Origin of the sequence: Aurantimonas manganoxydans SI85-9A1, assembly GCF_000153465.1 — a bacterium.
Classification (GTDB): domain Bacteria; phylum Pseudomonadota; class Alphaproteobacteria; order Rhizobiales; family Rhizobiaceae; genus Aurantimonas; species Aurantimonas manganoxydans.
This window is the reverse complement of record NZ_CH672387.1, coordinates 277753-303987: the sequence shown is the minus strand read 5'-3', so window position 1 is coordinate 303987 and position 26235 is coordinate 277753. Positions and strand designations below refer to the sequence as shown.

Sequence of the window (26235 nt, the reverse complement as noted above, 5' to 3'; positions counted from 1 at the left end):
AGGGAGACCGCCGCATGAGTGACGCACCGACCGACGAGCCGCGCTGGAAGCACGACGGCGTACGCGTCATCAAGAGCGACCAGCTGGATTCCAACACGGCACAGACCCCGGGCATGTTCCGCCAGGCGGCGATCAACCATGCCCGCGTCGGCGCGCAGAAGATCTGGGCCGGCACGGTGACCATCGAGCCCGACGCCAAGACCGGCGTGCATCATCACGGCGCGCTGGAAAGCGTCATCTTCGTCCTGCGCGGCAAGGCCCGGATGCGCTGGGGCGAGCGCCTGGAATATGTCGCCGAGGCCGAGGCGGGCGACTTCATCTTCGTGCCGCCCTATGTGCCGCATCAGGAGATCAACGCCGATCCCGACGCGCCGCTCGAATGCGTCCTGGTGCGCTCCGACAACGAGGCGGTGGTGGTCAACATCGCCGATGTCGAGCCGGTCGAGCGCCCCGAGGAAATCTATTGGGTCGATCCGATCCACAGCCATCCCGACGCGGATAGGGACGTGTCTTGAGCCGCTGACGCGGATCGGCGACAAGCGCGATCAGATGACGGCTGGCTTGGCCGCAGACCGGCAGCCCACGCCCCCCAGAGGAGACCCCATTGATGGCCGACACTGACGAGACGACGCCGGCCGACGTTCTCGTCTTCGGCTCGCTGAATGTCGATCTCGTCTGCCGGGTGGCGAGCATCGCCCGGCCCGGCGAGACCGTGCTCGCGCCGCGCTACGAGCAGCTGTTCGGCGGCAAGGGCGCCAACCAGGCGGTCGCGGCGGCGCGCATGAGCGGCGGCGGCAACAGGGTCGCCATGGTCGGCGCGGTCGGCGACGACGTTCTCGGCCAGGCGGTGGCCGACAATCTGCGCGGCGAGGGCATCGATGTCGGCGGGCTGCAGACCGCAGCCGAGCGCACCGGCTGCGCCTTCATCTCGATCGACGCGGCGGGCGAGAACGCCATCACCGTCGCCAGCGGCGCCAATGGCTGCGTGACCGCCGGCGCGCTGGCGCCCGGACGGCTCGGCCCGCAGAGCATCCTCGTCCTGCAGATGGAGATTCCGCTGGCCGAATGCGTCGCGGCCGCAAGAGCCGCGCGGGATGCCGGCGCCCGCACCGTGGTCAATCTCGCGCCCGTGCCGCCGGATCTCGACGAGGCGGGCATGCTGCAGCTGATGGAACTGGCCGACGTGCTGGTCGTCAACGAAAGCGAATTGCGCGCCGCCGCCGCCATCTGCGCCATAGAGAGCGGCAACGCCTCCGAGCGGGCGCGTACCCTGTCCGAACGTCTGGACCTCGCCGTCATCGCGACGCGCGGATCGCGCGGCCTGATCATCGCCGACAGGAACCGTCCGGTGCGCTCCATCCCGGCAATGAGCGTCGAGATCGTCGACACCACCGGCGCAGGCGACACCTTCGTCGGCGTCTTCGCCGTGGGCCTGTCCGAAGGGCGTGCGCCGGACGACGCTGCCGAACGCGCCGCGGTCGCCGCCTCCCTCGCCTGCCGCAAGCTCGGCGCCCAGTCGGCCATGCCGACAGCGGCGGAAGTCGAGCGCGCAATGGCGGAGCTCAAGCCATAAGACCGCACCGGCCACGCCAGATGCCCCGTCACGGCAGTTTCGGGCTGACCGACGCCCCACGTGCCGGCGGCGCGACCCGTCGTATCGCATCGCGTTGGCTTGCCCAGAGCGCGGTACTGCTGACCGCGCTGACCATCGCGGTGTCCCCCTCCTTGGCGGCCTCGACGCGGGTGGCCGTGGCCGCGAACTTCACCGAGGCCGCGCAGGAGATCGCCGCCGCCTTTACGGCCGCGACCGGCGACACTGCCGAACTCAGCTTCGGCTCGACCGGCACGCTCTACACCCAGATCTCCCAGGGCGCGCCCTATGAGGTGTTCCTCGCCGCCGATGCCGAGCGACCGGCGAAAGCCATCGCCGAGGGCCTCGCCGTCGCCGGCAGCCGCTTCACCTACGCCACCGGCCGCCTGGTCCTTTACAGCGCCGAGCCGTCCCGCGTGACGGGCAAGGCCACACTGACCGAGGGCGCCTTCGACCGGCTGGCCATCGCCAACCCCGCCACCGCCCCCTATGGCGCAGCGGCCGTGGCCGTGCTGCAGGCGCTCGGGCTCTACGAGGCGGTTCGGCCAAAGCTCGTGCAGGGCACCAGCATCGCCCAGGCCTACCAGTTCGTCGCGACCGGCAATGCCGAGCTCGGGCTCGTCGCGCTGTCGCAAGTGGCCGGCAAGCCGGGCGGTTCGCACTGGACGGTTCCGGCAGAGCTGCACGCCCCGATCGACCAGGACGCCGTGCTCCTCGAAGCAGGCCGAAACAGCGCCGCGGCCAAGGCCTTTCTGGATTTCCTGAAGAGCCAGGAAGCGGCCGCCATCATCCGCCGCTATGGCTACGAGACCGGAGCCTGACGGCCGATGTTCGATGGCGGCGACATCTGGACCCCGATCCTCCTGACCATCCGGCTCGCCGCGGCGACGACGCTGATCCTGCTCATCCTCGGCACGCCGCTGGCCTGGTGGCTGGCGCGCTCGACGGCGCGTTGGAAGGAGATCGTCGGCACCCTCGTCGCCCTGCCGCTGGTGCTGCCACCGACCGTCCTCGGCTTCTATCTGCTGATCGCGCTGGGGCCGGAGGGGCTCGGCGGCCTCCTCGGCCTGCGCACACTCGCCTTCAGTTTCGAGGGGCTGGTGATCGGGTCGGTGATCTATTCCATGCCCTTCGTCGTCCAGCCGATCCGCAACGCCTTCGAGGCGATCGGCGACCGGCCGCTGGAGGTCGCGGCCACCCTCAGGGCCTCGCCCCTCGATCGTTTCAGGACCATCGCCCTGCCCCTGGCGCTGCCCGGCTTTCTTACCGGCGCGGTGCTGGGTTTTGCCCATACGGTCGGCGAGTTCGGCGTCGTCCTGATGATCGGCGGCAGCATTCCGGGCGAGACCAAGGTGCTATCGGTGGCGATCTACGACTATGTCGAGACCCTGCACTGGGCCGAAGCCCATGTCCTGGCCGGCGGCATGCTTGTCTTCTCCTTCCTCGTCATCCTTGCGATGACCCTGTTCGGCCGCCGCATCGGCCAGCCCCAGCCGTGAACGCCGAGGCCGAAACCGGGCCGGCCGGCCTCTCCGTCGCTCTGGCGGGCCGTCTCGGCGCCTTCGCGCTCGACATCGCCTTCGCGGCGCCGGCGACCGGCGTGACGGCGCTGTTCGGCCCGTCCGGCTCCGGCAAGACCTCCGTGCTGCGCGGCGTCGCCGGGCTGGCCGCCTTCGACGGCCGCATCACCGTCGGCGACGAGATCTGGCAGGACGCCGCGAGCTTTCGCCCGCCCCACCGGCGGGCCGTCGGCTATGTCTTCCAGGAAGCCAGCCTGTTTGCGCATCTGACCGTGGCGAAGAACCTCGTCTATGGCGCTCGCCGCAGCCCCGGCGGCGTCGATGCCGCCCATCACGCCGAGATCGTCGAGCTCCTCGGGCTAGGACCGCTGCTCGCCCGCGCGCCGGCCGGCCTGTCGGGCGGCGAACGCCAGCGGGTCGCGCTCGGCCGCGCCATCCTGTCCCGGCCGAAGCTGCTGCTGATGGACGAGCCGCTGTCGGCCCTCGACCGCTTCGCCAAGGACGAGATCCTCCCCTATTTCGAGGCGCTGCAGGCCGAACTCGCCATCCCCGTCCTCTATGTCAGCCACGACATCGCCGAGGTGGAACGGCTGGCCGACCGGATCGTGGTGATCGAAAAAGGCCGGGTCCAGGCCGCCGGCGGGCTCAATGCGGCGCTCACCGATTCCGGCCTCGGCTTCGTGCGCGATCCCCATGCCGCGGCGGTGCTACCGGCCCGGGTGGTCGCCTACCACACCGAAGACGCCCTCACCGAACTCGACCTCGGCGGCCAGCCGGTCTTCGTCGACGGCAGCGGCCCGCACGATGTCGGCGCGGCGCGGCGCCTGCGCATCGAGGCCCGCGACGTCAGCCTGTCGCGCGAGATCCCGACCCTGTCGACCATCTCCAACACGCTGAAGGTGCGCATCCTTGCGATCGAGCCGGCCAGTGCCGCCGATTACTCGGTATTTCTGGCGCTGGAGGGGGCCGAACAGCTCAGCTTCGTCGCCAAGGTCACCCGCCGCTCGGCGCGCCGCCTGTCGCTGGCGCCCGGCGACAGCGTCTTTGCCCAGATCAAGTCCGTCTCTCTCGCCACTGCCAGGGCGATCGGCGACTGACGGCGCGCCGGCCGGTCGGACTTCTGGAAGTCACCGACCTGACCTAGGGTAGGGTCCCGAGCCGGAGGTCGAGCCAGAATGACAATGCAGGACAGGATCGCATCCCACCCCCTCGCCTACCCGGTCGCCTCGCGGCTGATGCACTGGGCCGTCGCGGTTCTCGTCCTGGCGGTGTGGCCACTCGGCGCGGTGATCAGCGTGGTCAAGGACGACGCCAAGACCGGCTTCTACTTCTTCCACGAATCGCTCGGCTTCCTGATCCTCTGGCTGATGCTGGCGCGCATGGCCCTGCGGCTGCTCTACCCGCCGCCGCCGCATCCACCGATGCCGGTCTGGCAGGCGCGCATCGCCAATCTCGTCCACGGGCTTCTCTATGTCGTCCTGATCGTCCAGCCGATCGTCGGCTTCCTCGCCACCAACGCCTTCGGCTTTCCGCTCGACTGGTTCGGCCTCGGCACGGTCTGGAGTCCGGTCGGCAAATCCGACGATCTCGCGCCGATCCTGATGCAGGTGCACGAAATCCTGGCCTGGTCGATCCTCGCCTTGTTCGTGCTGCATATGGGCGGCGTCCTGCACCACCACATCCTGCGCCGCGACGCGACGCTCCACCGGATGATCTGACGCCGCCGGCTAGCGCGGCAGCGCCAGCACATCGAGATGGCCGACGCGGCAGGTGCCGCGTCCGGCATTCTCCATCCGCATCTGTCGCCATCCGGCAAGGTCCGGCGTCGCGATCGCGCCGGTTTCCGCCACCGCATCCGCCATGCCGGCATCGAAGAGCCGCCGCAGTGGCGCCTCATCCGCGCCGAGACGCCATGGCGAGGGCGCTGTGCGCACGGCGTAGCCGCGCGCCGCAAAGGCATCGGCAAGGGCCGGTCCCGCATCCGGTCCGAGCGCCGCGCCCAGCCCCTTGTCGCCGCGCTGATGGCCGTTGAAGGCCGCCACCACCGCCGCGTCGAGCCGATGTTCCTCGCTCCAGGCGACGCTGCCGTCATAGCTGAGCGCGGCATAAAGCCCGGCTCGTTCGGCGACGAGCCGGTCGGCCAGCCGCTCGACGAAACCGCGCGAGGCGAGATCGAACAACGCGGACGCCGTGACCAGCCGGACGCCGGACAGATCAAGAGCATCGAGATCTGTCAGATCGGCCTGCACGGTCTCGACATTCTCAGTGGCCGCAAGCCGTCGCCCGGCTTCGGCCAGGAGCGCGGCATCGTTGTCCACCAGCCGCCAGCGCAGGTGCGGCGCGTGGGGTGACATTGCGCGCAGGGTCGAGCCGGTACCACAGCCGAGATCGACGGCGAGCGGAGCGTCGCCGGCCGCTTCAAGCCAGGCGACAGCGCCCTCAAGCAACTCCGCGTCCCGCGCGGCCCCGTCGGCGGGTTCGCGAAGATCGAGCCAATTCGTGTCGAAGTCGCTCATGCCATGGCCTTTGTCAGAATCCGTGAAAGTGTCCCAGCGCTCTGGCGCCATGACGGCAGCGCCCGTCCGGCCGCACAGGCCGCGTCGCCCATCGCACGGCGTCGCTCGGGCTGGCTCAAGAGCAGGCGCAGCGCCTCGGCGATGCCGCCGACATCGCCCGGCGGAACCAGCATGCCGGCCGTCTCCGGCACGACCTCGGGCACCGCCCCGCCCGCACAGCCGACGATCGGCAGGCCGTGCGCCAGCGCCTCGGCGAACACCATGCCATAACCCTCGTAGCGGCTCGCCAGAGCGAAGATGTCGGCCGCGGCATACTCACGGTCGATCGCGTCGCTCGCGCCGCACAGGGTGATCCGGTCGCCAAGCTCCAGCTCGGCGATCCGGAACCTCAAGGCCTCGGCCGTTGCCGGATCAGCAGTCTCGTCGCCGATGACCCGGCAGTGCCAGAAAAGGTCTCGGATGCGGGCCAGCGCATCCACCAGGGTCGCATGATCCTTGCGGGCAATCAGGCTGCCAACCGCCAGGATCGTTGGAACGTCACCGCTGCCTTGCGCCCGCACGGCCGCCTCGGTGCCGGGCACCACGACGGCCAGCCGGTCGTCGGCGACGGCGAAGTTGGCGACGAGCTCCCGCGCCGTGTTCGGACTGGTCGTCACCAACTTCCGCGCGAAGCCCAAGGCGCGCCGCTCGCTTGCCGCCAGCCAGGCGGCCGTCGCGGGATCGAGCCCGGTTTCCAGCGCCAGCGGATGATGGACCAGCGCCACGAGACGCAGGCGTTCGGCCTCGGCCGCGGCAATCTCCGGCATTGCCCCGAAGGCCAGCCCGTCGACCAGCACCAGTGCCCCGTCCGGCAATCCGGCCAAGAGGTGCGCCGTCTCGGCAAGGGCCGCTGCGTCCGGCTGCGGAAAGCCGTCCGGCAGCGGCAGATGTTCGACCTGCCAGCCGAGGGCACCGAGTTCGGCGATCATCCGGCGGTCATAGCCATAGCCGCCGCTGCGGGTCGCCAGATTGCCGGGAATCGCGAAATACAGCGTTCCGATCAAAGATCGGCCTCGTACCAGGCGCGCGCCACGTGGGATTCGTGCAGCTGGATCTTCAGGCGCTTCACCCGGGCCCCGCCGTCGCCGAGCTCCCCGGCGGCGATCTTCTCGGCGATCGCGTCGAAGAGATGCTTGGCGAGGAATTCCGTGGTCGTCACCTTGCCGGCGAAGATCTCGAGTTCGTCGAGGTTCTGGTAGTTCAACGGCTTGACGACGCCGGCGAGGATCTCGGTTGCCAGGCCGATATCGATGGCAAGGCCATCCTCGTCGAGACTGTCGGTGAAGAATGCCGCGTCGACGACGAAGGTCGCGCCGTGCATGCCCTGCGCCGGCCCGAAGACCGGACGCGGCAGGCTGTGGGCGATCATCATGTGGTCGCGGACTTCGACGGCGAACATGGGCAGATCCTTTCGGGAAGCGGTCGGATGGGAATTCAGTCGTAGCGGATGCGATGGCACAGTGTCGCCGGGTCGGCGAGGATGCCGCCATAGCGCCCGGGCAGGTCGGCGAAACGGGTCTCGCCGGAGACGAGACCGTCGAGGCGTGGATCGGCGAGCATCGCCAGGGCCGTGGCCAGCCGGCGGCCGAGGCTCCACCGGGCCCGGCGCTCGGGCGGCACATGGCCGACCTGCGAGGCGACGATCTGCAGACGGCGACTGTGGAATGTCCCGCCCAGAGGCACGCTGACCGGGCGGTCGCCATACCAGCTCAGCTCGACGATCCGCGCCTCGAAGCCAGCCGCTTCGATGGCGGTCGCAAGCCCTGCTTCGCTGGCGGAGGCGTGGACGACCACGTCGCAATCGGCCGGCGCCTCCTCCGGGGAGGCGAAGCGACAGCCGAGCGTCTGCGCGATGGTGGCTCGCTCGGGGTTCATATCGACGAGGCAGGTGTCGGTGCCGGGAATGCGGGCGGCCAGCCAGGCGACCAGCAGGCCGACGAGGCCGCCGCCGACGACGGCAACCCGGTCGCCGGGCGCGATCCGCGCGTCCCAGACCACGTTGAGCGCAGTTTCCATGTTGGCCGCGAGCACCACCCGTTCCGCCGGCACATCGTCGGGAACCGGAACGGCCATCGCGGCGGGCGCCTGGAACCGGTCCTGGTGCGGATGCAGGCAGAACACCGTCTGGCCGAGCCGTTCGGGCGGACCGGCAACGATCTCGCCGACGGTCGAATAGCCGTATTTCACCGGAAACGGAAAATCACCCGCCTGGAGAGGCGCGCGCATCCGCTCATGCTCGCTGTCCGGCACGCGCCCCGCCGCCACCAGCGCCTCGGTGCCGCGACTGATCGCCCCGAACCGGCTGGCGATCTCGACCGATCCCGCAGCGAGCGCACCGAGGTCTTCCACGCGCAGCCTCGGTCGATCCGGCCCCTCGAGCCAGAGAGCGCGACATATGGTCGTCATGGTAACAGTCGCCTTTCGATCGATCGTCGCTGGCCGGCGGCAGCGATGTCGGCGTCCCCCGCGCTGCGCACACCGACAACGACGGGCCGGGATGTGGCACAAGTGGCTGAATTTGCAGCCAAGGCCGCGCAGCGCCGGCGGGACTGGTGAATCTGGAGAGAGGAACTAAATCCCCGTGTGGCCCGGTCAACAGGACTGTGGCGGCGCGGCCGTTTCGCAAGGGGTGACGATCTATCCCATATCGGGCGCTGGGGATTTTCCCCATCGACCCGACATAGGGTGCCAGCGATCGGGTTCCGGTCGAAGCAACGCGAACGGTCCGCGAAGGGGCCAGAACGAGCGGGTAGGATGACCATCCACACCAACGCGTCAGCGGCGGACCCGGCACATGTGTCGCTGGCGTCCTTCGGTCCCGATGCGGCGATCCGCTGCGAGCGCGCGGCGGCGGAACTGCGCTTCGGACGGCCGATCCGGATTGTCGGCGACGACGGTGCGGCACTGGTCGCGCTGACGCTCGACACCGCGACGCCCGCCGGCTTCCGCGACCTGTCAGATTTGCTGGGCGACCGTCTGCAGCTCTATCTGACGCCGCAGCGCGCCAGCGTCCTTGCCATCGATGCGCCGGATGGCGCCATGATCGGCATTGACGGCTTGGACTTCGACACCGCCTGTCACCTGGGCTATTTGCGCGGCGCCGTTCCGCCCGACGGTTGGCAACCGGCCAGCTCCCTGGCCGGCGAGGCTGCCGGCGTCGCCCGCCTGGCGCTGCTGCTGCCGGCCATCGTCTGCGCGTCGATCGCCGCGGACGATCCGATCTTCGCCGACTGCGCGACCATCGGGGTTGGCGACATCGCCGTGGCGCTCGCCGCGACCTCGCGTCGCTTCGAGGTGGTGGCCGAGACGGCCGTGCCGCTGGCGGGGATCAAGGAGGCGCGCTTCGTCGTGTTCCGCGGCGGCTTTGCCCAGCGCGACCAGATCGCCATCGTGGTCGGCCAGCCGGACCGCGCCTTTCCGGTGCCGGTGCGGGTCCACTCGTCCTGCATCACCGGCGACCTCTTCGGTTCGCTGAAATGCGATTGCGGCGACCAGCTGCGCAACGGCCTGAAGACGCTGGAAGCGCGCGGCGGCGGCGTGCTGCTGTATCTCGACCAGGAAGGGCGCGGCACCGGCATCGCATCCAAGATGCGCGCTTACGGCCTGCAGGCCGAAGGCCTCGACACGATCGACGCCGATGCGGAGCTGGGCTTCGGGGCCGACGAACGCCGCTACGAGACCGCCGCCGCCATGCTCGACGGCCTCGACATCAAGCGCATCGACCTTCTCACCAACAACCCGCTCAAAGTGGCCTATCTGAGGGCCTGCGGCATCGACGTGGCGGACCGCACCCCGGTCACCGGCACCGTGACGGTCGAAAACCGCCGCTACCTGCGCACCAAGGCCGAACGCGGCGGCCATCTCCTGGCCGTCGATCGCCTGTTCGGCGGCTGACCGCAGGTCGATTGCGCCACGTCAGCCGGGATCGAGGAAGCAATAGACGTCGCCGGAATTCGCCGCCTCCGGCAGGCGTGACAGATGCGCGGCCATCGCCGCGGCGGTGTCGCCCGCCGGCGTTTCCCAGGCATGGCTTTCTCCGATCGACAGGCGAAACCGGCAATAGCCGAGGGCCCGCGCCCGGGACAGCGCGGCCAGCGCGACGTCCCGCTGCAAGGTCGTGAACTCGAAGGAGAGGATCGGCACCGGGGCGCTCAGCCCGGCAAGCACCCGGTCCTCCAGTCCCTCCACGTCGATCTTGATGAAGGCCGGCCGGCCATGGGCGGCAATCAGATCGTCGAGCGTCATTGCCGGCACGGTGACCGCCCCGTCCCAGACCTGATCGCGCCAGCCGGTCCCGCTTGCAGCGGCCGCGACCAGCGCGTCCGACCCGGTCGTGACGGTCGGATTGGCGCTGTTCACATGCAGCTGTATCTCGCCCGGCGCATCGGAAACGGCCGCCTGCACGATGTCGATGCGACGGCGCCAGCCGAAGGCCAGCCGCAGCAGCGCGGCCAGCCTCGGCTGGGGCTCGACAGCCACCACCCGCGCGCCCAGACCGTGCAGGACCCGGGTCCGGTCGCCGACATGGGCACCGATGTCGAAGACCAGATCGCCCGGCCTGATCAAATCGCCGTAGAAGGCTGCAAGACTGCACAGATGCCGGCGGTCGCCGTGATAGATGGCGAGGCTGCGCAGAATGCCCGACCAGCCCCGGAAGCTGCCGACGCCGCGTCCGCCCATCAGCGGCTGCCGATGTCCGCGTCGATCCGGATTGGTACCGGCGCGGCATAGGCGTTGCGGACGGCCTCACCGGCGACGGGACGCCGCCAGCGCCGCGCGGTCGCCGGCACCAGATCCTTCAGCACCATCGGCAGCGCGGATTCCTCCGGCACGGCAAACAGGCCGGCACGCGACAGGACGCGGCCGAGGACCGGCATGGCGGTGACGACGGTGAAGGGGATCGCCACGAGGAGGCCGGCAACGAAGGGCAGCGACCAGACCAGCGCCAGAGGCGCGGCGGCGAACAGCGTGACCGCCATCACGCCGCCGAACAGGGTCTGCGGCCACATTGCCCGGATCGCCGATCCCCAACCGACGCCCAGCACGTCGCGGTTCTGGCCGCTCCAGGTCACCGAGCGCCCAAAGGGCAGCCCCGCCAGGAAGATCGTCACATAGACCGCGACGACCGGCGCCATCAGCATGGACATCAGGATCTCGACGAGGGTCGAGACGGCGAAGCGCAGCGGCCCGCCATAGGAGCGCACGGCGCCGCGGGTCAGTACCACGTCCAGCGCGCCGGCAAGCTTGGGCGAGATGCTCAGGAAGAAGATCACCGCAAACAGCCCTAGGCCGAGCTCGACATAGCGGGCGTCGAAGGTCCCGGTCACGGCCTTGGCACAGGCCGCGATCGTCATCGCCAGCCAGGCCGGCGGCGCCATGTACATCAGGATCGCCTGCAGGATCTGGAAGCGGCTGAGGGGCGCGAGGCCGGGCGTGAACAGGAACCGCCAGTACTGCATGTTGCCCTGGCACCAGCGCAGGTCCCGCTTGGCGAAGTCCGGCAGGGTCGGCGGATTGGTCTCGTAGCTGCGGGTCTCGACCGGGATCACCCGGACCTCGTAGCCGGCGCGCCGCATGTAGGCCGCCTCGAGCTGGTCGTGGCTGAGCACCGGACCGCCGAGCGGCGGCCGTCCCGGCAGGTTCGGCAACTTGCAATGAGCCCGGAACGCCGCCGTCCGGATGACGGCATTATGCCCCCAATAGGGTCCGCAATCGGCGTTCCACCAGGCCGCCCCCATGGTGAAGGAGCGCATGCCGTGACGCATGCCGAACTGGAAGATCCGCGCAAAACCGCTGTTCGCCGGCATGCCGACGACGAGGCTCTGCAGGATGCCGAGCCGCGGATGCCGCTCCATCGCCGCCACCATGCGCACGATGACGTCGCCGGCCATGACGCTGTCCGAATCGAGCGGCAGGAAATAATCATACGCCGCTCCCTCGTCGGCGAGGAACGCGGCGATGTTGCCCGCCTTGTAGCCGGCATTGTCGCGACGGCGGCGATAGACCGGCTCGTGGCCCGGCGCGAAGATGGCCGTAAAGCCCTCGAATGCCGCCTCTTCACGCTGCCCGATCTCGGCGTCGTCGGTGTCGCTGAGGATGAAGAAGCGGAAATGATCGGCAAGCCCCGTCTTGGCGAGGCTGCGGCGCATGGCCTCCAGCCGCTCGAAGCTCGGCTCCGGCGCCTCGTTGCGCAAGGTCATGACGATGGCGGTGCGGCTGGCCAGCCGCGCCGGGCGCCCTGCGGGTCCGGCCTCGAAGAACGGATAGACGCTGGCCGCCGGATCCGCGGGTCCATGCAGCAGGACGAGACCGATCACCGCGTTCCAGAAGCCCAGCACCGTCCAGGGCGTCGCCAGCGCGAAACCGGCGAGGATGACGGCTTCGAGGGCATCGATCCCGTCGCCGGACAGGATCAGTGTCACGCCCGCGGCGAGCCCGACAATTGTCGCCAGATTCAGCGCGGCGACGAACCAGCGACGCAGGGCAATCGGCCAGCCTGCCGTCTCGATGACCGGCGGCGCGGCTTCCGGCGCCGCCACGCGGCCTGTCTCGACCATCTCGCGGATGTCGCCGCCGCCTTGGGGTTCGCGCAGCACGTCTCGCACCTCGAATGACGATGAATGTCTCGGCCAACCTTGCGGACCACGCGCCGCACAAGAGCGTCCGCATGAGGGGCGGAAAACGCGACCGTTCGATGACCGTTGCATCACGAAACCGCGTCCGATCGCCTCAGGCGCGGCGATCCAGGCGGCTAACGCTGCGCTGCCGCGGTGGTCGCCGGCGAGAAGGCCGGCCGGTCGGCATCCGGATACCAGTATCGCGCCGCCGGCTTGTCGCGCTCGATCAGCACGAAATTGTTGGCGAAGACCCGGTAGGGATGGCTCCATTCGCCATCCGGCCATTGCACGCGGATCTCCGCCCGTTCGGCCGTGCCGAGCCCCAGATGGACGAAGCCGGAGGTGCCCGAGGCGTGGCCCCCGCCGACCTGGATCGTCCGGTTGAGGGAGACCGTGCCGATCTTGACCGACAGCTTGGCCCCGAGCGCCGCACGGTTGCCCCCTTTCTGGCTGAGTGCGACCTCCAGAAAATTGCCCAGCGGCCGCGTGCCGAAATCGCTCTTTCCGCCGAGATTGCGGAAGAGGCTGGCCGGCCCGCCGCGATTGATCACCAGAATGTCCTCGGCGCCGTCGAGATTGAAGTCGGTGAGCAAGGCGCCGCGCCCCTTGGTCGGCAGGGCCAGGCCCGCCGCCTCGCCGCGCTCGGTGAAGCGGCCGTCGAAACCGCCCATCAGGAGATTGTCCGGATCGTAGGCGGCGAAATCCTGCATCGCCTCGACATTGCCCTTGGCGATGAAGAGATCGAGCGCCGTATCGTTGTTGAAATCGGCGAAACCCGCATGCCAGCCGGTCGAAGGCCGGCCCTGATCGCCGGTATAGGGCCGGTGCGCCGTCGCCCGCCGCTCGAAGGCCTCGTCGCGATAGGTCGGCGCGTCCTCGAACTCCCGGTCGAGAAATTGCAGCTTGGTGTCCCCCATCGAGGTCAGGGCATATTCGGGATAGCCGTCGCCATCCACGTCGCCCTCGGCGATGCCCATGCCCCAGATGGTCAGATGCTGCCAGCCGTCGGCCTTGCGATAGGGACGCGGCGCCCGGCCCGGCTCGACCCGCCACAGCTGCTCCTCGCCGCCGCGGTAATATTGCCGGTCATTGGTGATCCGCAGCGACGGCTGGCCGGAGCGGTTCCAGTCGGTGAACAGCATCGACAGGGCGCAGAAACCGGGAGCGAGCGCCGTCGGCTCGGAATAGTCCGGCCGTCCGTCGGCTCCCTCGCGGGGACGCAGCAGCACGTTGTCGGCGCAGGTGCCCCAGGGCGAGCCCGGCGCGGCGCGGTCGACGTAATTGCCGAAGGCCAGTGTCGGATAGGTCGCGCCCGGCTCGACGATGGCCGAGAAGGCCGTGGTCCAGGCCCGTCCGCCATCGAACTTCCAGTCGAAATTCGCCTTCTCGAAGCGGCATTCCGGCCCGCCTTTCAGAAGCAGGTTCGCACCGACCCGCAACAGCACCAGATCCTCGTGGCCGTCCTGATCGATATCCAGCGGATAGGCGCCGGTCACATTGGCGAGATCCTTCGGGTCGATGTCCTGCGCCAGTTTCTCGAAGGCCAGCGGCCCGCCCGCCTGCGAACGGTTGGCGTAGAAACCCGCCTCGCCCTTGCCGCCCGCCAGAAACAGGTCGGGAAAGCGGTCGCCATTGCAGTCGAAGGCCGCGCCGCCGCCGCCGACGAAGAACTCCCACGGCCCGCCATAGCTGTGCGCAATGCCCGCCGCCACGGCTTCCTCCTGAAAGAGCGGCGTGTCGCCGGCAAACGGCAATGGCACCTCCGCATGGGCAAGGCCCGCCGAAGCCAGCAGCACAAGGGCCGCGCCGATCACGCGGAGATCGCCGCTGCGAGCCGGGTTTTGGAGCGCGGTCATGGCGTGATCCTCAAGGTCTTCAGCCAGGCAATCAGCGCCGAGCGGTCGGCCTCGGTCACGTCCTTATAGCCCGCCGCGCTTTCGCTTGCCGCGCCGCCATGGGCGCGGATCACCTCGTCCAGCGTGGTCATGTCGCCGCGATGGCCGTAGGGCGCCGTGTCGGCCAGCCCCCAGAGCTCGGCGGTCATGAAGACGTCACGCTCGACGAAGCGCTGGGCCAGCGTCTCGTTGCCGAGATCGGCGGTGCGGGTGTCGGCGATGCGGTGGCGCTTCAGATCGCCGAACAGCGGCACCAGCACCCGCCCCTCGGCGTCGCGCGGCAGGTGCCCGGCCCACTCGGTCAGGGCAAGGTCGTAGACGGCCGGCGTCTCGACATCGCCGGTGCGCAGGGTCCCGGCGGTATCGACCGGACCGGGATCGGCGAAATCGAGGCTGTCCAGCGGTAGTGACGGGCGATGGCAGCTCGTGCACCTGAGTTCGGAGAAGACGTCGCGTCCCCGAGCGGCGGCCTTACGCCACGCGGCATCCTGCGGCGCGATCTCGCGCGGCGCAGGCAATGTCGCCTGCCAGGCGACCAGGGCCGAGACCTCGCCGGCACCGATCTCGTCATCGTGCCCGTCGCCATCGAAATCCGCGGTGCCGGTCCAGCGCGTACCCCAGCGCTCGTCCGGTTGCATGCCGTGATGCTGGTTGAGCGCATTGACGGTGAACTGGCGCAGCGAGGTCATCACCCCCTTCTGGGTGAAGGGGCGCACCACGAGGTCGTCGTCGACGCCGTCGAGTTCGCCGAGGTCCACCGATCCGTCGGGCAGCGCGGTGATACGTCCGAAGTCGACGCCCTTCGACGTCAGGTTCCGGCGGACTTCCGTGCCGCTCGCGCGGGCTTCCTTCAGCGCCTCGGCCCGCGCCGCCGTCAGATCGACGGTCATTTCCCGCGCCAGAAGCTCGATCAGCCCGGCGCCGAACAGATGATTTGTGCCGCGCTCGTTGGAAAATTGCGGATCGAGCGTGTCGAACTCGGCGCTCTCGAAGCCTTCCGACACGAAGGCATTGGCGACGAAGCCACCGGCGCCTCCGGCGACCGGTTCGTTGTGGCAGGAGGAGCAGGCATTGGCGTCGGGTCCGGCGAGGCGCTGGAAGGCGTGCTCGGCCGGGCGCCGGCTGCGGGTCGGCACGATCGCCTGGGTCGCATTCGGCCGCCCCGCCCCGTCGAGAATGGTGAAGCGCGCTTCGAACAGTGCGCGGCCCTGTTCGGTCAGCTCTGCGAGGGCCTCGGCGGACAGGGGCCCGGCCAGGGTCGCAGGGTCGATCCGCTGGCGGATCGCGCGCTCGCTCCAGGTCGGCTCCTGCGCCATCGCCGGTGCGAGCGGTCCGCCCAGCGAGCCGAGGAGGATCATCGCGAGGATCGCAGGACGATGTCGCAACAGGCCGCCTCCCTCGTCTCGGCGCCGCCGGCTCCGGCGAACTCGCCGTCCACCGCCGCCAGCGCCTTGGCCGCGGCCGCCTCGAACACCAGTTCGTCCACGTCCTCGACCCGCGAGAAGGGCGTGTCGACGCCGACGCCGTCGATGGCGCTGTCGCCGATGCCGGCACGGATCGTCGGCTCCAGAAGGTCCATGGCATGGGCCCCGGCGCCGGTGACCACGATCGGCAGCGGGTCGATCAGCGTGAACATGCGCCCGAGACTGTAGCCGATCGCCGTGCCCGCCTCCTCGAAGGCCGCCAGCGCGGCGGTATCGCCGGAGCGGGCGAGCGCCGCCAGCCGGTGCATGTCCTCGTCGGAAATCCGCCGGGTCGGGATTTCGTCGGTCCGCCCGTAGGCCCGGCGCCAGATCGCATAGTCGCCGGCATAGGCTTCCACGCAGCCACGATTGCCGCAGCGGCAGAGCGCGCCGCCGGGAATGTGGTTGATATGGCCGAACTCCACCGCCGAGGAGCGTTGGCCCTGAAAGGTGCTGCCCCCGAGCCGCAGGCCCATGCCGACACCGAAGCCGATGAACAGGGTGGCAAAGTCGCGACCGACGAAGTCGGGTTTCCAGCGGAACGCCTCGGGCATCAGCGAGCAGTCGTTGAAGACACCGACCTCGGCACCGGTCAGCGCCGACAGCGGGCCGGCGATCTCCAGATTGCGCGCCTTCAGCGTCGGCGACCACAGGATGCGCCGGGCATTGCTGTCGGTCTTGCCCTGCACCGCCAGGACGATCTGCCGGGCCGGCGGCGCACCGGGGCTCGCCGTCTCCGCTTCGCGCAGCAGTTCCACCAGCAGCGTCACCAGGCCGTCCTGGTCGAGATCGGCGATGTCGCGTTCGCAGGAGGCCGCACCGAGGGTCGCACCGCGATAGTCGCACAGGCGCACGGACAATTCGCCGACCGCGATCTTGGCGGTGGCGACGGTGGCCGCCGCCCCCTGCAGGCCGAGGCTCTTGCCGGGCCGGCCGCGGCGCGAGGCGCGTTCGTCCTCGTCGACCTCGACGATGAGGTCGGCACGCAACATGCCGGTGGTGATTGCGGACGCCGCCGACACCGACAGGCCGGTGGCCGCGCTGATCGCCTTGCGGGTGGCGATCCCGGTGCGTCTGAGATGATCGATGACCGCGCGGCGATTGTGTACGCGCACGGCATCCGCATCGGTCTTGGCGAGCATGATCCCTGGTTCCTCCCCCGGCCTAGGACGGCCGCCCTCCTCGGCGGATAGCCATAGCCCTATTGTCATGTTGACACGCCTGAAAATTGCTGTCACGATTTTTTCCGAGGCTTGGAAAAAGTCTCGACGGCCGGGATGTGGGCCGGGGACCGGAAAGCGGGCGCCGTGGCGCCGGGAGGAAAATCATGAAGTTTCTGAAGCTCGCGCTGGCTGGCGCGGTGTTCTCGATGGCTGCCGCCGGATCGGCCGCCGCGCAGGACGGCAAGACCGTCGGCGTGTCCTGGTCCAACTTCCAGGAAGAGCGCTGGAAGACCGACGAGGCAGCCATCAAGTCCGCGCTGGAAGCAGCCGGCGCCACCTACATTTCGGCGGATGCCCAGTCGTCGGCCTCCAAGCAGCTCACCGACGTGGAGTCGCTGATCTCGCAGGGCGCCGACGCGCTGATCATCCTGGCGCAGGATTCTGCCGCCATCGGCCCGGCCGTGCAGGCCGCCGTCAACAACGGCATCCCGGTCGTCGGCTATGACCGCCTGATCGAGAACCCGGACGCCTTCTACCTGACCTTCGACAACAAGGAAGTCGGTCGCATCCAGGCGCGCGAAGTCCAGAAGGCCCAGCCGGAAGGCAATTACGCCTTCATCAAGGGCTCCTCGGCCGATCCGAACGCCGACTTCCTGTTCTCGGGCCAGATGGAAGTGCTCCAGGAAGCCATCGATTCCGGCAAGATCAAGAATGTCGGCGAGGCCTATACGGACGGCTGGCTGCCCGCCAACGCCCAGCAGAACATGGAACAGATCCTGACCGCCAACAACAACGAGGTCGACGCGGTCGTCGCCTCGAACGACGGCACTGCCGGCGGCGCCGTGGCGGCTCTGGAGTCCCAGGGTCTGGCCGGCTCCGTGCCGGTCTCCGGCCAGGATGCCGACTTCGCGGCGCTCAACCGCATCGCCCGTGGCACGCAGACCGTTTCGGTCTGGAAGGATTCCCGCGAGCTCGGCAAGCGCGCCGCGGAGATCGCCCTGAACCTTGCCGACGGCACGGCCATGAACGAGGTCGAGGGTGTGGAAGCCTTCTCCGGTGGCCCGAACGGCACCGAGATGCAGGCGATCTTCCTGAAGCCGGTGGCGATCACCAAGGACAATCTGGACACCATCATCGACGCCGGCTGGGTGTCGAAGGACGTGGTCTGCCAGGGTGTCGACGCTGGTTCGGTTCCGGCCTGCGACTAAGCCAGACGACAGAACGGCCGCTCCCGAACAGGGGGCGGCCCTTCACCCGCACGGCCTGCTCGAACGCCCGGTCATCGGCCCGGCGCTTCCCCCACGGCCGGATCGGGTGCAACATTCCAACAGGACAGCGCTGAACGCCTTGCCCCGGGCCATTTGTCCGCCCGGCGCCGCACCAGCGTGATTGCGCCAGGGAGGCGAGCATGAGCCAGTCGGCATCCGAACCCAGCGTCGGCGCCCGCGCGTCGACGGGAGGCGGCCTGTCCCGATTTGTCCGGGCCACCGAGGTCGACACCCGCATGCTGGGCATGGTCGGCGCGCTCCTCGTGATCTGGCTGGTCTTCCACGTCCTGTCCGGCGGCATCTTCCTGACCCCGCGCAACCTGTGGAACCTGACCGTCCAGACCTCGTCCATCGCGGTCATGGCGACCGGCATGGTGCTGGTCATCGTCACCCGCAACATCGACCTCTCGGTCGGCTCGATCCTCGGCTTCACCGGCATGGCCATGGCCGCGCTGCAGGCCAACATCCTACCCGGCATGCTCGGCTTCGACAGCCCTTTCACCTGGCTTCTCACCCTCGCCGCCGGCATCCTGGTCGGCGTCGCGATTGGCGGCCTGCAGGGCTACATCATCGCCTTCATGGGCGTGCCGGCCTTCATCGTCACGCTGGGCGGCCTGCTGATCTGGCGCGGCGGCGCCTGGTGGCTGACCTCGGGTCGCACCGTCGCCCCGCTCGACGACACCTTCCGGCTGATGGGTGGCGGCGCCACCGGCTCGCTCGGCGAGACCTGGACTTGGATCCTCGCCATCCTCGCCTGTCTCGCCGTCATCGCCTCGCTGGTCTTCGCCCGCAAGCGCCGGGTGCGCTTCGGCTTCCCGCAGCGACCGGTCTGGGCGGAGGTGACGATCGCCGCCGTCACCACCATCATCATCCTGGGCGCCGCGCTGGTCCTCAACGCCTATGAATGGCCGTCCGCCATCGCCCGGCGCTACGCCGAGGCCGCCGGCATCGAGGTGCCGGAGGGCGGCCTGCACATCGGCTACGGCGTCGCCGTGCCGGTGCTGATCGCCATCGTCGTCGGCATCGTCATGACCTTCGTGACCCAGCGCACCCGCTTCGGCCGCTACGTCTTCGCCATCGGTGGCAACCCGGAAGCCGCCGAGCTTGCCGGCATCAACACCCGCTGGGTGGTGATGAAGGTGTTCATGCTGATGGGCGGCCTTGCCGCTCTCGGCGCGGCGATCTCCACCGCCCGCCTCAACGCCGCCACCAATGCGCTGGGCACGCTGGACGAGCTCTACGTCATCGCCGCGGCGGTCATCGGCGGCACCTCGCTCGCCGGTGGTGCCGGCACCATCATCGGCGCCATGCTCGGCGCGCTGGTCATGCAGTCGCTGCAGTCGGGCATGGTGCTTCTGGGCGTGGATTCGCCGCTGCAGTCGATCGTCGTCGGCGTGGTCCTGATCATCGCCGTGTGGATCGACACCGTCTATCGCAGGAGGGCCGCATGAGCGCCACCAAGCAGTCCATCCACGACCACGGCGCCGGTCACAGCGACCCCGTCGACCGCAGCGGTCCGCCGCTGGTCGACATGCGCGACATCTCGATCGCCTTCGGCGGCATCCACGCCGTCGACGGCGCGACCATCGATCTCTATCCCGGCGAAGTGGTTGCGGTGCTCGGCCATAACGGCGCCGGCAAGTCGACGCTGATCAAGATCCTGTCGGGCGCCTACAAGCGCGATTCCGGGGAGATCCACGTGCGCGGCGAACCGGCGAACATCGCCAATCCCCGCGACGCCAAGGCCTATGGCATCGAGACGATCTACCAGACGCTGGCTCTGGCCGACAATGTCGACGCCGCCGCGAACCTGTTTCTCGGCCGCGAGATCCTGACCCCCTGGGGCACGCTCGACGACGGCGCCATGGAGGCCGAGGCCCGCAAGGTGATGGGTCGGCTGAACCCGAACTTCCAGCGCTTCAAGGAACCGGTGAAGGCGCTCTCCGGCGGTCAGCGCCAGTCCGTCGCCATCGCGCGGGCGATCCTGTTCAACGCCAAGATCCTGATCATGGACGAGCCCACCGCAGCGCTAGGGCCGCAGGAGACCGCGCAGGTCGGCGAACTGATCAAGGAGTTGAAGAAGGACGGCATCGGCATCTTCCTGATCAGCCACGACATCCACGACGTCTTCGACCTCGCCGACCGGGTGGTGGTGATGAAAAACGGCCAGATTGTCGGCGGCGCACGGACCGAGGACGTCACCAAGGACGAGGTCCTCGGCATGATCATCCTCGGCAAGTGCCCGCCCGGCGCGACGCCCGGCCCCGGCGCGATGCGCGAATAGCAGATCGTTTGATCGGGCGCGGGAGGTTCTCGCGCCCGAATGCGTTCCGCGTCAGTCCGCCATGGCGGCGCGCAGCGCCGGGTAGAGCCGGCGATAGAACAGATAGGCATCGTCGAAGGCCCGGCCGTGGGCGTTGTCCGGGCGAAAGCGCCGGGCGATCGGCGGCTCGGTCATCACCGCTTTCGGATCGTCGCCGGTCGCCGCGCAGAGGCCGAGCCTGGCCGCCCCGAAGGCGGCGCCGAAATCGCCCGCCTCGGGCAGTGCGATCTCCGTGTCCAGAACATTCGCCAGCAATTGCAGCCAGTAGGCCGAGCGCGAACCGGCGCCCACGGCAATCAACCGCTGCGGACGCGCCGCTTCGCCGCCGGCCTCCAGGCAGTCGCGCATGGAAAAGGCGACACCCTCCAGCACGGCGCGGGTCATCGCCTCGCGGTCGGTATCGGCCTCCAGCCCGGCGAACACACCACGGATTTCGGAATCATTGTGCGGCGTGCGCTCTCCCGACAGATACGGCAGGAAGGTCAGCCGACCCGGCGCCTGCACCGTCTCGCCCAAAGCGCCTGTCAGCGCCGCCGGCTCCTCCTTCAGAAGCTTCGACAGCCACTCCACCGAGCCCGCCGCAGACAAGGTCACGCCCATCTGGTGCCAGAGGCCGGGAATGGCGTGGCAGAAGGTGTGCAGCGCCGTCTCCGGCGCGGGCTCGTAGCCAGCCGAGGCAGTGAACAGCACGCCCGAGGTGCCCAGCGACAGGAAGCCGGTGCCGGGCTCGGCAACGCCCACGCCACAGGCCGAGGCGGCATTGTCGCCACCACCGCCAGCCACGACCGTGCCCTCCTGCATGCCGAAGCGCGCGGCAAGTTCGGGGCGCAGGCCACCGGAAACCGCCGTGCCTTCAACCAGGCGGGGCATGTGGCCCCGCGTCAGCCCGGTCTTCTCCAGCATCCGCGCCGACCAGTCGCGTGCACCGGTATCGAGCCATGCGGTGCCGGCGGCATCCGACATCTCCGACACCGCCTCGCCGGTCAGCCAGAGGCGCAGATAATCCTTCGGCAGCAGCACCCGGCGCAGCCCGGCGAATACGTCCGGCTCGTTGCGCGCGACCCAGACGATCTTCGGCGCGGTGAAGCCTGGAAACACGATGTTGCCGGTGATCGCCCGCGCCTCCTCGTCGTCGAGTTCGGCGGCCTCTTCGTGGCTGCGGGTATCGTTCCACAGAATGCAGGGCCGCAGGACCGCGTCGTCCGCGCCCAGCAGCGTCGCCCCGTGCATGTGGCCCGACAGGCCGATGCCCGCCACCGCCGCGAGCTCGGCACCATGGGTATCTGACAACTCGCCCAGGGCGGTCTCGCAGGCCGCGATCCAGCTCTGGGGGTCCTGCTCCGACCAGCCGAAATGTGGCCGCTCGACGGTGAGCGGCACTGACGCGGACGCGATGACGCGCTGGTCGTCGCCGATCAGCAGCGCCTTCAGCGAGGAGGTGCCGAGATCAAGGCCGAGATAATTGCTCATGTCACGTCCTTCACTGGCCGCGTGTTCATGCGGATTCGTCGAGTTTGCGCCGGGCCGCCGCAGCGAGGAAGCCCGACCGGGTCAGACCGTGCCGCGCGGCATAGGCATCGATTTCCGCCAGTTCGTCGGCAGCGATGGTCACATTGACCCGGACCGAGCGCGGCGCGCGCCTCGGGCCCGACACGAGGATGGCGACGCCGTCGCGGTTGCCGCGATCCGTCATGATGATTTCCAGCGACGAGGGCGCGGGCAGCGCGCCTCCGTCCTCCAGCAACCCTTCGATATGCAGCGCCAGGGCGTCCTGCGCCATCGCGCGGGCGTCGTCGAGCGTCCGGCCCGCCGTCACGCAGCCCGGAAAGTCGGGGAAGGACACGCCGAAATCGCTGTCCCCCTCCTTGTGGATGATCGCGATGTAGTCGGTCATCTGGTTTTCCTCAGCACAAGTCCGGCCTGCTTCTCGATACTTCGCAGGGTGCCGTTCGGCAGGTCCCGCTTCGGGTGAGGCAGCGTGACAAGACTTTGTCGGGTGCTTCATTTGCATATGGCTGCCCCGCCGACGGACCTCGCGCCATCCGTCGGCAAGAAGGGCAGCGAGGATGTCGCGACTATCCATGTGTATGAATACACATCATTGCCCGACATCCTCAAGTCGTCAGACGTAGCGGTTGACCACACCCTCGAGATATTCCTGTCGGCCTGAGCGGGGCTGCGGGTCGAGGTCGAGCGCCCGCGCGGCGACCTGTTCCAGGTCGCGTTCGCCGGCAAGCATCGCCTTGCCCTCGCTGCCGTCCCAGCCGGCATAGCGGTCGCCGACAGGCTTGGTCAGCGCGCCGTCGGCCAGCATCTTCTCAGCCGCGAGCAGACCACGGGCGCAGGCGTCCATCGACGCGACATGAGCGATCAGCAGGTCGTCCGGGTCGATCGACTGGCGCCGGATCTTGGCGTCGAAATTGAGCCCGCCCGTGGTGAAGCCGCCATGCTGCAGCATCTCGTGGAAGACCAGCGCCAGTTCCTTCACGTCCATGGCGAACTGGTCGGTGTCCCAGCCCAGAAGGTCGTCGCCGCGATTGACGTCGAGCGAGCCGAACAGGTCGTTGGCATAGGCGTAGCGCACCTCGTGGTCGAAGGAGTGACCGGCGAGGATGGCGTGGTTCTGCTCGATGTTGAGCTTCACCTCGCCCATAAGATCGTATTTCTGCAGGAAGGCGAAGACCGCCGCCGCGTCGAAATCGTACTGGTGCTTGGTCGGCTCCTTCGGCTTCGGCTCGATCAGGATCGGACCCTCGAAGCCGATCTTGTGCTTGTAGTCGACGAGCATGGCGAAGAACCGGCCGAGTTGGTCGAGTTCGCGCTTCATGTCGGTGTTGAGCAGGGTCTCGTAGCCTTCGCGCCCGCCCCAGCAGACATAGTTCGCACCGCCGAGGCGATGGGTGGCGTCGAGCGCCGCCTTCACCTGCCCGGCCGCATAGGCGAACACGTCGGGATCGGGATTGGTCGCCGCGCCGGCCATGTAGCGCCGGTTGGAGAAGAGATTGGCCGTGCCCCAGAGCAGGCGCACCTTCTGGCTCTCCATCTTCTGGGCGAAGATGTCGGTGATCGCCTTCAGATTGTCGTTGGATTCCTGCAGCGACGCGCCTTCCGGCGCCACGTCCACGTCGTGGAAGGTGAAGAACGGCACGTCAAGCAGCCGGAACATCTCGAAGGCGACATCGGCCTTCTGGCGGGCCAGCGCCAGCGGATCGTCGCCATGCATCCAGGGCCGCAGGAAGGTCTCGCCACCGAACGGGTCGCCGCCAGGCCAGGTGAAGGAATGCCAGTAGCAGGCGGCAAAGCGCAGATGGTCCTCCATCCGCTTGCCCATCACCTGCCGGTCCTTGTCGTAGAAGCGGAAGGCGAGCGGGTCAGTCGATTGTTCGCCGGCAAAGGCGACCGGCGTCGAGAGATCGAAGAAGGAGGTGTTGGTCATGGACAGCTTCCTGAAGGTCGGGCTTTGCGCCCACGGGAATGGCGGCGGTGTCAGGTGCGAAGGGATGGCGACGGCCCGGAGGAACGCGGCGACAATTGCCCGAACGCCCGGCTTTCGCCGAACGCATCGCGCGCCGCGCACGCGGCTTCTCCCGTCATCATGGCACCCTCCCGGATCGGCGCGGGGGCAGTCGAGCGAGCCCACACGCCGCGTCTTCCCGCATAGTATCGCGCAGGCCCGCCGCATTTTGAAGTACGCACCTCAAAAATTCGCCGCGAGTGCTTTCTGATCGTCTGGTCGGGCCGTTGACGGCCAACCCATGACGGCCAGAACCGCCGCCCTCGCCGAAAGGCGAATGTCCCTTTCCCTCGGCGGTCGATAGGCTACGCTCGGGTTCGCCAGTTCGTCGAAGAAGCGGACGGTGCGAGACTGCCGGATGCGGCGCGGCGGCAGCGCGCCGGATCGCCACGAGGCAAAACGGGGAGGAACGACGATGGCCAGCCGCTATCACGAGATCTACGACGCCAGTCGGATCGATCCTGAAAAATTCTGGCTCGACGCGGCCGGCAAGCTGGTCTGGACGAAGAAGCCGACCCGCGCCCTCGATCCCGAGGCCGGCGTCTATGGCCGCTGGTTTCCCGACGGCGAATGCAACACCTGCTTCAACGCCATCGACCGTCATGTCGAGGCCGGACGCGGCGACCAAGTCGCGATCATCCACGATTCCCCCGTCACCGGTGGCAAGCGCCGGCTGACCTATGGCGAATTGCTGGTCGAGGTGAAGGCGCTGGCTGCCAATCTCACCGACCTTGGCGTCGGCCGCGGCGACCGGGTCATCATCTACATGCCGATGGTGCCCGAAACCATGATCGGCATGCTGGCCTGCGCCCGCATCGGCGCGATCCATTCGGTGGTGTTCGGCGGCTTTGCCGCCCGCGAGCTGGCCGCGCGCATCGACGACGCGGCGCCGAAGCTGATCCTCTCGGCCTCCTGCGGCATCGAGCCGACCCGCAAGGTCGAATACAAGCCGCTGCTCGACAAGGCGATCGAACTGGCCACCCACAAGCCGGCGGCCACCATCGTTCTGCGCCGGCCCGAACTCGCCTGCGAGCTGATCGAAGGCCGCGACCACGACTGGGACGCGCTGCGCCACGAGGCGATGGCCGCCATCGCCGCCGGGCGCGAGGTGCCCTGCGCGTCCATGAAGGCCACCGACCCGCTCTACATCCTCTATACCTCGGGCACGACCGGCAAGCCGAAGGGCGTCGTGCGCGACACCGGTGGCCACATGGTTGTGCTGCACTGGTCGATGCAGGCGATCTTCGGCACAGACCAGGGCGAAGTGTTCTTCTGCGCCTCCGACGTCGGCTGGGTCGTCGGCCATTCCTACATCGTCTACGCGCCGCTGCTGCGGGGCTGCACCACCGTCCTGTTCGAAGGCAAGCCCATCGGCACGCCCGATGCCGGCACCTTCTGGCGCGTCGCTGCCGAACATGGGGTCAAGGTGCTGTTCACCGCCCCCACGGCAATCCGTGGCATTCGCAAGGAGGACCCCGACGGCCAGCTGCCGGGCGGTTACGACCTGTCGCAATTCGAGGCGCTGTTCCTGGCCGGCGAGCGCGCCGATCCCGAAACCCTGATCTGGGCCGAGAAGGCCTTGCAGCGGCCCGTCATCGACCATTGGTGGCAGACCGAATCCGGCTGGCCGATCGCCGCCAATCCGCTCGGGCTCGGCCTCCTGCCGATCAAGCGCGGCAGCCCCGGCGTCGCCATGCCCGGCTTCGACGTCCAGGTGCTGAATGCCATGGGCGAACAGGCGCCGCCCAACGAGATGGGCGCCATCGCCATCAAGCTGCCGCTGCCGCCGGGCGCCCTGCCGACGCTCTGGAACGCCGACGACCGTTTTCGGGACGCCTATCTGACGGCCTTCCCCGGCTACTATTCCACCTCCGACGCCGGGTTCATCGACGAGGAGGGCTATGTCTACGTCATGGGCCGCACCGACGACGTCATCAACGTCGCCGGCCACCGACTGTCGACGGGCGAGATGGAGGAGGCCGTGGCCGGGCACCCGGCGGTGGCCGAATGCGCGGTCATCGGCATGCGCGATGCGCTGAAGGGCGAACTGCCCTGCGGTTTCGTCGTCCTGAAGAACACCAGCCAGCTGGATCGCGGGCAGATCGAGGCGGAGTTGATCACGCTGGTGCGCGAACGCATCGGTCCGGTCGCCGCCTTCAAGCGCGTCTTGGTGGTGGACAAGCTGCCCAAGACCCGCTCCGGCAAGGTCCTGCGGCGCACCATGAAGGCGATCGTCGACAAGGACGATTACGAGCCCCCCGCAACCATCGAGGACGCGACCGCCCTCGACGACATCCGCCGCGCCGTCTCCGGCGACTGAACTGCC

The 26235-nt window shown here is 68.8% G+C and carries 23 protein-coding genes and 1 pseudogene; 11 read left to right on the top strand and 13 right to left on the bottom strand.

Annotated features, from left to right (window positions below; translation table 11 throughout):
* Positions 1 to 14: 14 nt before the first annotated feature.
* The 6 genes from SI859A1_RS01725 (at position 15) to SI859A1_RS01700 (ending at position 4829) form a co-directional block, all read left to right on the top strand.
* A complete protein-coding gene (locus SI859A1_RS01725; RefSeq protein WP_009208156.1) occupies positions 15 to 515 on the top strand; it encodes a cupin domain-containing protein in 501 nt (166 codons plus the stop codon).
* Positions 516 to 607: 92 nt separating this feature from the next.
* Positions 608 to 1573, top strand: coding sequence for a ribokinase (locus SI859A1_RS01720; RefSeq protein WP_009208155.1), 966 nt, complete (start codon positions 608 to 610; stop codon positions 1571 to 1573).
* Positions 1574 to 1593: 20 nt separating this feature from the next.
* Positions 1594 to 2412, top strand: coding sequence for a molybdate ABC transporter substrate-binding protein (modA, locus tag SI859A1_RS01715; protein WP_009208154.1), 819 nt, complete (start codon positions 1594 to 1596; stop codon positions 2410 to 2412).
* A gap of 6 nt (positions 2413 to 2418) precedes the next feature.
* On the top strand, positions 2419 to 3090 hold the full coding sequence (gene modB, locus SI859A1_RS01710) for a molybdate ABC transporter permease subunit (RefSeq protein ID WP_009208153.1): 672 nt from the start codon (positions 2419 to 2421) through the stop codon (positions 3088 to 3090).
* The gene (modC, locus tag SI859A1_RS01705) at positions 3087 to 4208 is read left to right on the top strand and encodes a molybdenum ABC transporter ATP-binding protein (RefSeq protein ID WP_009208152.1); all 1122 of its coding nucleotides are present in this window, start codon (positions 3087 to 3089) and stop codon (positions 4206 to 4208) included. The genes modB and modC overlap by 4 nt, the downstream gene beginning before the upstream one ends.
* Positions 4209 to 4292: 84 nt before the next feature.
* Positions 4293 to 4829: a cytochrome b gene (locus SI859A1_RS01700; RefSeq protein WP_148233911.1), complete on the top strand. Its 537-nt coding sequence runs from the start codon at positions 4293 to 4295 to the stop codon at positions 4827 to 4829.
* Positions 4830 to 4838: 9 nt separating this feature from the next.
* Here SI859A1_RS01700 and SI859A1_RS01695 read toward each other — a convergent pair whose 3' ends face one another.
* Genes SI859A1_RS01695 through SI859A1_RS01680 form a run of 4 tightly spaced genes read right to left on the bottom strand, consistent with a single transcriptional unit; the run spans position 4839 to position 8072 of the window.
* Complete coding sequence (locus tag SI859A1_RS01695) at positions 4839 to 5627, bottom strand: methyltransferase domain-containing protein (protein ID WP_040324994.1); 789 nt, start codon at positions 5625 to 5627, stop codon at positions 4839 to 4841.
* Positions 5624 to 6670 (bottom strand): glycosyltransferase family 4 protein, encoded by a 1047-nt coding sequence (locus SI859A1_RS01690; RefSeq protein ID WP_009208150.1) that lies wholly within the window; start codon positions 6668 to 6670, stop codon positions 5624 to 5626. Before SI859A1_RS01690 ends, SI859A1_RS01695 begins: the two co-directional genes overlap by 4 nt.
* The gene (locus tag SI859A1_RS01685) at positions 6667 to 7065 is read right to left on the bottom strand and encodes a 6-pyruvoyl trahydropterin synthase family protein (RefSeq protein WP_040324992.1); all 399 of its coding nucleotides are present in this window, start codon (positions 7063 to 7065) and stop codon (positions 6667 to 6669) included. The genes SI859A1_RS01690 and SI859A1_RS01685 overlap by 4 nt, the downstream gene beginning before the upstream one ends.
* Positions 7066 to 7100: 35 nt before the next feature.
* The gene (locus SI859A1_RS01680; RefSeq protein ID WP_040324990.1) at positions 7101 to 8072 is read right to left on the bottom strand and encodes a zinc-dependent alcohol dehydrogenase; all 972 of its coding nucleotides are present in this window, start codon (positions 8070 to 8072) and stop codon (positions 7101 to 7103) included.
* A 348-nt stretch (positions 8073 to 8420) separates the two neighbouring features.
* Between SI859A1_RS01680 and ribA the strand changes: the two genes are divergently transcribed.
* Entirely contained in the window at positions 8421 to 9560 is a 1140-nt protein-coding gene (gene ribA / locus SI859A1_RS01675) for a GTP cyclohydrolase II RibA (protein ID WP_009208148.1), read from the top strand.
* Positions 9561 to 9581: 21 nt separating this feature from the next.
* Here ribA and SI859A1_RS01670 read toward each other — a convergent pair whose 3' ends face one another.
* From SI859A1_RS01670 to SI859A1_RS01650, 5 genes are all read right to left on the bottom strand, one after another.
* Positions 9582 to 10346, bottom strand: a complete 765-nt coding sequence (locus SI859A1_RS01670; RefSeq protein WP_009208147.1) for an FkbM family methyltransferase — start codon at positions 10344 to 10346, stop codon at positions 9582 to 9584.
* Positions 10346 to 12262: a glucans biosynthesis glucosyltransferase MdoH gene (gene mdoH / locus SI859A1_RS01665; RefSeq protein ID WP_161600099.1), complete on the bottom strand. Its 1917-nt coding sequence runs from the start codon at positions 12260 to 12262 to the stop codon at positions 10346 to 10348. The genes SI859A1_RS01670 and mdoH overlap by 1 nt, the downstream gene beginning before the upstream one ends.
* 155 nt (positions 12263 to 12417) lie before the next feature.
* Positions 12418 to 14139 (bottom strand): ASPIC/UnbV domain-containing protein, encoded by a 1722-nt coding sequence (locus tag SI859A1_RS01660; protein ID WP_009208145.1) that lies wholly within the window; start codon positions 14137 to 14139, stop codon positions 12418 to 12420.
* Positions 14136 to 15563 (bottom strand): di-heme oxidoredictase family protein, encoded by a 1428-nt coding sequence (locus SI859A1_RS01655; RefSeq protein WP_244400860.1) that lies wholly within the window; start codon positions 15561 to 15563, stop codon positions 14136 to 14138. The genes SI859A1_RS01660 and SI859A1_RS01655 overlap by 4 nt, the downstream gene beginning before the upstream one ends.
* Positions 15533 to 16783, bottom strand: coding sequence for an ROK family protein (locus SI859A1_RS01650; protein ID WP_148233702.1), 1251 nt, complete (start codon positions 16781 to 16783; stop codon positions 15533 to 15535). The genes SI859A1_RS01655 and SI859A1_RS01650 overlap by 31 nt, the downstream gene beginning before the upstream one ends.
* Before the next feature lie 185 nt (positions 16784 to 16968).
* Here SI859A1_RS01650 and xylF point away from each other — a divergent pair, with 185 nt between their 5' ends.
* The 3 genes from xylF (at position 16969) to SI859A1_RS01635 (ending at position 20356) form a co-directional block, all read left to right on the top strand.
* Positions 16969 to 18012 (top strand): D-xylose ABC transporter substrate-binding protein, encoded by a 1044-nt coding sequence (gene xylF, locus SI859A1_RS01645; RefSeq protein ID WP_009208142.1) that lies wholly within the window; start codon positions 16969 to 16971, stop codon positions 18010 to 18012.
* A 200-nt stretch (positions 18013 to 18212) separates the two neighbouring features.
* The gene (locus SI859A1_RS01640) at positions 18213 to 19523 is read left to right on the top strand and encodes a sugar ABC transporter permease (RefSeq protein WP_009208141.1); all 1311 of its coding nucleotides are present in this window, start codon (positions 18213 to 18215) and stop codon (positions 19521 to 19523) included.
* Positions 19524 to 19603: 80 nt separating this feature from the next.
* Positions 19604 to 20356 carry an ATP-binding cassette domain-containing protein gene (locus tag SI859A1_RS01635; protein ID WP_040326147.1) on the top strand — a complete coding sequence of 251 codons (753 nt, stop codon included), beginning with the start codon at positions 19604 to 19606 and terminating at the stop codon, positions 20354 to 20356.
* Between the two features lie 51 nt (positions 20357 to 20407).
* On the opposite strand, the gene xylB is transcribed toward SI859A1_RS01635, so the two are convergent.
* From xylB to xylA, 4 genes and pseudogenes are all read right to left on the bottom strand, one after another.
* The gene (gene xylB / locus SI859A1_RS01630) at positions 20408 to 21865 is read right to left on the bottom strand and encodes a xylulokinase (RefSeq protein ID WP_009208139.1); all 1458 of its coding nucleotides are present in this window, start codon (positions 21863 to 21865) and stop codon (positions 20408 to 20410) included.
* A gap of 25 nt (positions 21866 to 21890) precedes the next feature.
* A complete protein-coding gene (locus SI859A1_RS01625) occupies positions 21891 to 22289 on the bottom strand; it encodes a type II toxin-antitoxin system HicB family antitoxin (protein WP_040324987.1) in 399 nt (132 codons plus the stop codon).
* Positions 22286 to 22478, bottom strand: a pseudogene (locus SI859A1_RS20660) (type II toxin-antitoxin system HicA family toxin). The gene SI859A1_RS01625 and the pseudogene SI859A1_RS20660 overlap by 4 nt, the downstream one beginning before the upstream one ends.
* Before the next feature lie 39 nt (positions 22479 to 22517).
* On the bottom strand, positions 22518 to 23831 hold the full coding sequence (gene xylA, locus SI859A1_RS01620; protein ID WP_009208137.1) for a xylose isomerase: 1314 nt from the start codon (positions 23829 to 23831) through the stop codon (positions 22518 to 22520).
* Between the two features lie 493 nt (positions 23832 to 24324).
* Here xylA and SI859A1_RS01615 point away from each other — a divergent pair, with 493 nt between their 5' ends.
* Positions 24325 to 26229, top strand: coding sequence for a propionyl-CoA synthetase (locus SI859A1_RS01615; protein WP_040324985.1), 1905 nt, complete (start codon positions 24325 to 24327; stop codon positions 26227 to 26229).
* Positions 26230 to 26235 lie beyond the last annotated feature (6 nt).